4 protein-coding genes are annotated in these 5,415 nt (G+C 57.0%); 2 read left to right on the top strand and 2 right to left on the bottom strand.

Annotated features, from left to right (window positions below; all coding sequences use genetic code 11):
* Window positions 1-258 precede the first annotated feature (258 nt).
* Entirely contained in the window at window positions 259-1,137 is an 879-nt protein-coding gene (locus VGE80_RS16110; RefSeq protein WP_373653077.1) for an alpha/beta hydrolase fold domain-containing protein, read from the bottom strand.
* 345 nt (window positions 1,138-1,482) lie between these two features.
* Here VGE80_RS16110 and VGE80_RS16105 point away from each other — a divergent pair, with 345 nt between their 5' ends.
* Complete coding sequence (locus VGE80_RS16105; protein WP_440593380.1) at window positions 1,483-1,788, top strand: hypothetical protein; 306 nt, start codon at window positions 1,483-1,485, stop codon at window positions 1,786-1,788.
* Between the two features lie 390 nt (window positions 1,789-2,178).
* Here VGE80_RS16105 and VGE80_RS16100 read toward each other — a convergent pair whose 3' ends face one another.
* Window positions 2,179-3,414 carry a tetratricopeptide repeat protein gene (locus VGE80_RS16100; protein WP_440593379.1) on the bottom strand — a complete coding sequence of 412 codons (1,236 nt, stop codon included), beginning with the start codon at window positions 3,412-3,414 and terminating at the stop codon, window positions 2,179-2,181.
* Window positions 3,415-3,899: 485 nt separating this feature from the next.
* On the opposite strand from VGE80_RS16100, the gene glyA reads away from it, so the two are divergent.
* The gene (gene glyA / locus VGE80_RS16095; RefSeq protein WP_440593378.1) at window positions 3,900-5,141 is read left to right on the top strand and encodes a serine hydroxymethyltransferase; all 1,242 of its coding nucleotides are present in this window, start codon (window positions 3,900-3,902) and stop codon (window positions 5,139-5,141) included.
* The last annotated feature ends 274 nt before the right edge of the window (window positions 5,142-5,415 follow it).

Here is a 5,415-nt window from a genome sequence, read left to right as displayed (position 1 = left end):
TCCCGCCATTCCAACTGACGACGTTCAGGAGAATTCACACGGACATCAGGCTTCTTGGGTGGGGGGGTGGTGCTCATGGCCGAGTTTTAGCGCATCCCGGAAGGATTGCTACCCTGAACTTCCAAAAAAATCACAACCTCTGCGCGACCGCCCCCCGTGCTTGTGGAATTGTTTTCTGGAACCCGACCGAATCGTGCTGAGTTCAGACGGGTGGCAATTCTTGCTTTTCTACCGGCAAGAACTTCCACCTCAGCCGGCTTACTTCTTCAACTTCTTGTCAAAGTAATCAAACAGTGCCTGGTCTGCTTTCTCGGCATCGGCTCCTTTGAAACCATGACCGGCGCCTTCGAGGGTAAGCAGTTCCGCATCGACCGTGGCGGCTTTGAGTTTGTCGACCAGCCACACCGCCTGTTCGTGGGCGACATACTTGTCTTCGGTGCCATGAATACACAGGGTCGGCGCCGCATTCGGAGTTACCCAGTAGAGCGGGCTGCCGTGAATGTGCAGCGCTCGTTTTGTTTCGAGGTTACCACCGAACCATAATGGCAGCACCTCATGTGCATCGACACTCTTGCCGTAGGATTGGGTGAAATCGCTGGGACCGTAAACATTGACCACGCACGCGACAGTGCTTAATTGCTCAGGATTCCCGCCGTCTCCTTCGAACTGGGGGACATGGGCTGTCACCGCCAGGAACTGAGCGAGGTGCCCCCCCGCCGAGCCTCCCGTCACGCCAATCCGCTCGGGATCAACATGGTACTTTTTGGCGTTGGCTCGCATCCAGCGAACAGCCGCCTTCGTATCATGGACGGCGGCGGGGAACTGGTACTTCGGTGCGAGACGATAAGTGATTGTCGCAGCCACATATCCCCGTTCGGCAAGTCGTACACAGAGTGTGTCGTAGCCATCTCGTTTCCCCGCACGAAATCCGCCCCCATGAATGCAGATGACGGCAGGGAAGGGGCCTTCCCCCAATTTGGGCCGGGCGAGATTGAGCTGCAGGTGCTGATTGTCAGGATTTGAGTATTCGATCCCTTCTTCCCAGACTACGGTGTCGGGCACAGGGGGAGCTGCCAGAACCGGGGGGCCAGCAACGAGAAACAGCCCCAGCAGGCGAACAATCCACGTACGTCTCATCAGCAGATTCCTTCAGAAGCGAGTGCGAAAAGGAGAGAACCAGTTACAGAGCGAGGACATCCAGCCCCCGTTGTCCGATCTCAAGCAGCCATACTACCCTTCTTCCAGGACTTTTTCCCTCGGCGAGACCAGACCCGGGGTGACGAGAAAGGGACCTTATCAACCTGTGGACTGAGGAATCGCTCTCTCGTTTTCGGGAATGTTGCTTCCGGAGCCCGTTACCGCCTCAGTCAGACTCGACACGTGCTCGGCTTCTGCTCAAAATGCACGGGCCAGATTCTTGTAGGTGGCTCAACTACTGCAATGTTGGCGTCGCTGCCGACTTCGAATGGGAGAGACTTGTCGATGACCGCACATGCTGAACACCACGCTCCTGAATCGCCCCACCTGACCGGCAGCTCTGATCCCCGTCTTGCCCTCGCGGCAGCGTTGAAGTTCGAACCCTCTGAATTGCACGACTTTGAAGCGGCAGACAAGGCAGCGGGCCAGATGATGGGAAAACTGCTGGGATTGCTGTTCTGCATCCTGCTTTTCCTGATGACGGGTGTCAACATCTGGATGATGTCCAACAGTTCGACGATCCATGACACTGATCCACAGGCATTCATCAATAGCGACTCAGGCGAACAACACGCAGCTCCACAGCACTAGACCAACAGAGGAAGCTGGTTCCACCGCATAGCCTCTCTACGTAGGGAGGCTGTTTCTACATAGGGAGGCTGTTTCTACATAGGGAGGCTGTTTCTGCGCGATTTGCCCCCCCCTCAGTCGCAAAACTGTCGTCAACACGAAATTTTACTCGTCGAAGTTTTGCCCGCACCGTGGAAGTACTGCCCGGCACCGTAGCAGATGCGTACTCAACAGAGACCTGCGGTGAACCTGACTCTTATCCGGCATCCGAACGCATCCCCAAGTGAGCTGGGATGGAGTATCAGGGCAGTGCAGAGGGCCGATTCTTCCCCGAGCAGGACACGCCCGCGCTCTTTCAACGAGATTCTCGGCGGGAAATTCCGATCGCTTGCTTAGCGACTGGAACTGACCTCATTGGGCGTCGGGCGATACATGTTCGCGAGCGATTTCTGCCCAGGGACCTCGATCGTCGAAGTCGAGATACCGTCGCCAGTGCTGTACAGCGGCTTCGGGCTGGCCCAGTTGTTCCAAAACCCCCGCTAGATGGAAGTGAACTTCCGGGCAGTCGGGATGCAGGTCCAGGGCGATCTGGAAGGCTGCCTGTGCACCGGCGAGATCCCCGATTTCTGACAGCACACAACCGAGCTGCGTCCATGCTTCGAGGAAGTCGTGGTCGATCTCCACTGCCATGTAATAGCGCTCAATCGCCCCGTCTGGCTTTTTCAAGCGGTACAAAACATCGGCGATATGAAAATGAAACAGGGGATTGTTCGACTCTCCAATCGTGGCCATTCGCATGGCCTCAAGAGCCGATTCCAGTTCGTTCGCCTCGGCCAGACGGCAGCCTTCGTAGAACCATTCATCGACGGTCCAATGCTGCCGATCAACATTTCCGACCACGGGAGCAGGGTGGAGCGGCAGAATCGAGTGCTCGTCAGAGGGCTCATCTTCCGGGGAAGGGGGATCAAAATCAAAAATTCGCTGCCCGGTCGTCTCGACCAATCCCGAATCGTCCCGAAAGACAAGTCCTCCCATCCCACGGGACATCACTTCCAGTTGGGCGAGTGGCTTGACGACATCAGGCCACAGGGTGTGCAACCGCTGCAGACTTGCCGCGATCTGTTCTGACCGAACCCCTGACGCTGCGAGTTTGCTGAGTCGCCGGGCATTGGCGACTTCTTCAAAATCGAAGTAGGGGAGGCGATAGACTTTTTTAACAGAGGTGATGAGTCCCGCACGCTCCCACCGACGGATGTCATGCACAGAGACATTCAGGAGCTGACACAACATGGCGGGAGTGTAGAGCTGATGCGTTTTTCGCTCGACGGGTTCGATTCCCAGCAGCTTGAGCCATTCCGATTCTGAGACAATTCGAATGGGCTCGCCCTTATCGTGCAGTTGTCGAGCCTGTTCGAGCTTCACAGAAGGGAGGCCGTCGGGTTCCAGCGGCCATCCCTCTTCACCCACCACAAGAATTGAGGTTTGCTGACCCACATGCTGCATCGCCGTACCACCGTGCTGCTCAACCATTTCCATCGCCTGGCGATGCGTCATGGAAGCAAGCGTTCCGGTGAACGCGACACGCTCACCACTTAAAATGGGTGAACTTTGCAGGGACGGAACAACTTCGGCCGATGGATCTGGCATCGTAGGTCGCAGGTATCCAACTGAAAGAGTAGCAAGTTGACATCGATCCCGATTATAACGTAAGGCAGGCATTCGTGTCGCTTCGCCGCATGGTGGAGTGATTGATTCGCGAACCGGACAGCCTTTATCAGCACCAATTTCCGCTTCGACGGAATCGAGCAGGGGGGGAACGGTCCAGGATCATCACCTTCACCGGTGTTTGCCGGTTGGTGGGTCAATGCCGTTACCTGCGGGCATTTTTTCCGCGAGATGAGACGTGCAGGACGCACAACCGCTGAGGTCATCCCCAACAGCGAGAAGACTCAGCACGGGAAAAATCTCCACGACAAATGTTTCGCCCGAAAGGGGTACGAGCCAGCGAGAAAATGCCTTACGGGGGAAATTCAACCTCTTGCGACGACTCGGCGATCAGATCGAAGTGTCTATCATTCAGCATCAACCCCAGCCTTTCAACTTCGCCTATTTTTCCTCGGAGTCTATTGAAAATGTCCGCGTTGCAAACCGCCGATCCTGCCCTTTGGTCTGCCCTCCAGAAGGAACGGACGCGACAGCAAGAAGGTCTCGAACTGATCGCTTCGGAAAATTACACTAGTGCAGCCATTCTGGAAGCGGCAGGAACAATCCTGACGAATAAGTACGCCGAGGGATACCCCGGTCGCCGCTATTACGGTGGCTGTGAATATGTCGACATCGTCGAAAGCCTGGCCATTGAGCGTGCCAAGCAGCTCTTCGGGGCTCAGTACGCCAATGTGCAGCCCCACGCCGGTTCTCAGGCGAATATGTCGGTCTACCAGACGGTCCTGAAACCTGGCGATACTTTCCTGGCGATGAATCTGGCAATGGGTGGCCATCTGACCCACGGGATGGGCCTCAATTTTTCCGGCCAGCTTTACCAGCCTATCGCCTACGGGGTTCGCGAGTCAGATCACCGGATCGACTTTGATCAGGTTGCCAAGCTGGCGCGGGAGCATCGCCCCAAGTTGATCGTCGCGGGTGCCAGCGCCTATCCACGGGAAATCGACCACGCCAAGTTCGCCGAAATCGCCAGGGAAGTCGGAGCCAAGCTCTGGGTCGACATGGCTCACTACGCCGGCCTCGTCGCTGCGGGACTTCACAACAGCCCCGTCCCCGTGGCAGATTTCGTCACCAGCACCTCGCACAAGACGCTGCGTGGTCCACGTTCGGGCTTCGTGCTTTGCAAGGAAGAATACGGCAAGGACATCGACAAGGCCGTCTTCCCAGGTCTGCAGGGGGGCCCCCTCATGCACATCATCGCCGCCAAAGCGATCTGCTTCCAGGAAGCAATGCAGCCGTCCTTCAAGGAATACGGCAAGCAGATTATCGCCAACGCGAAAGCACTGGCAGAGAGCCTGATGTCCGGGGGAATCAAGCTGGCCAGCGGTGGTACTGACAACCACCTCATGCTTTGTGATGTCACGTCGATCGGACTGACCGGCAAGATCGCCGAGAAGGCCCTCGATGCCGCTGGAATCACCGTTAACAAGAACATGATCCCCTACGACCAGCGTAAGGCCCTCGACCCTAGCGGAATTCGCATCGGAACGGCGGCACTGACCACTCGCGGGATGCGTCAGGATGAGATGAAGAAAGTCGGGGCGTGGATCCTGAGGGTGCTCAAGAGTCCTGAAGATACCGCCGTGATTGCAGCCGTTAAGGGTGAGATCGGCGAATTCACAAAGGCATTCCCCGTTCCCGGGATCGCCTGATCCCGTCCGCCGCCATGGTCGTGATTCCGCAACCTGACGGCGCGGCGTCACCCTGGGGCAGAGCAGTTCCTGGCGAAGGGCCGCCACGTCGGCCCTCGCTCAGTTGCTGAGTGAGGATTGATTTACACGACGATTAATCGGGTAGGAGGAGGGGTTACCCCCTCCGTCCTCCCACACCACCGGACGTACTCATCGTATCCGGCGGTTTCTAAGATGGTTGTAAATCGGCGTGCCTTTGGGTCAGGAAGACGAGGCCGAGACGATGGAACCAGTC

The organism is Schlesneria sp., from assembly GCF_036405755.1.
Classification (GTDB): domain Bacteria; phylum Planctomycetota; class Planctomycetia; order Planctomycetales; family Planctomycetaceae; genus Schlesneria; species Schlesneria sphaerica.
This window is presented reverse-complemented; position numbering and strand designations above follow the sequence as displayed.

Excerpts from the sequence above, each read along its gene's own strand:
- glyA (WP_440593378.1), top strand. The coding sequence starts at position 3,900 with ATGTCCGCGTTGCAAACCGCCGATCCTGCCCTTTGGTCTGCCCTCCAG.
- VGE80_RS16110 (WP_373653077.1), bottom strand. The coding sequence starts at position 1,137 with ATGAGACGTACGTGGATTGTTCGCCTGCTGGGGCTGTTTCTCGTTGCT.
- VGE80_RS16105 (WP_440593380.1), top strand. The coding sequence starts at position 1,483 with ATGACCGCACATGCTGAACACCACGCTCCTGAATCGCCCCACCTGACC.
- VGE80_RS16100 (WP_440593379.1), bottom strand. The coding sequence starts at position 3,414 with ATGCCAGATCCATCGGCCGAAGTTGTTCCGTCCCTGCAAAGTTCACCC.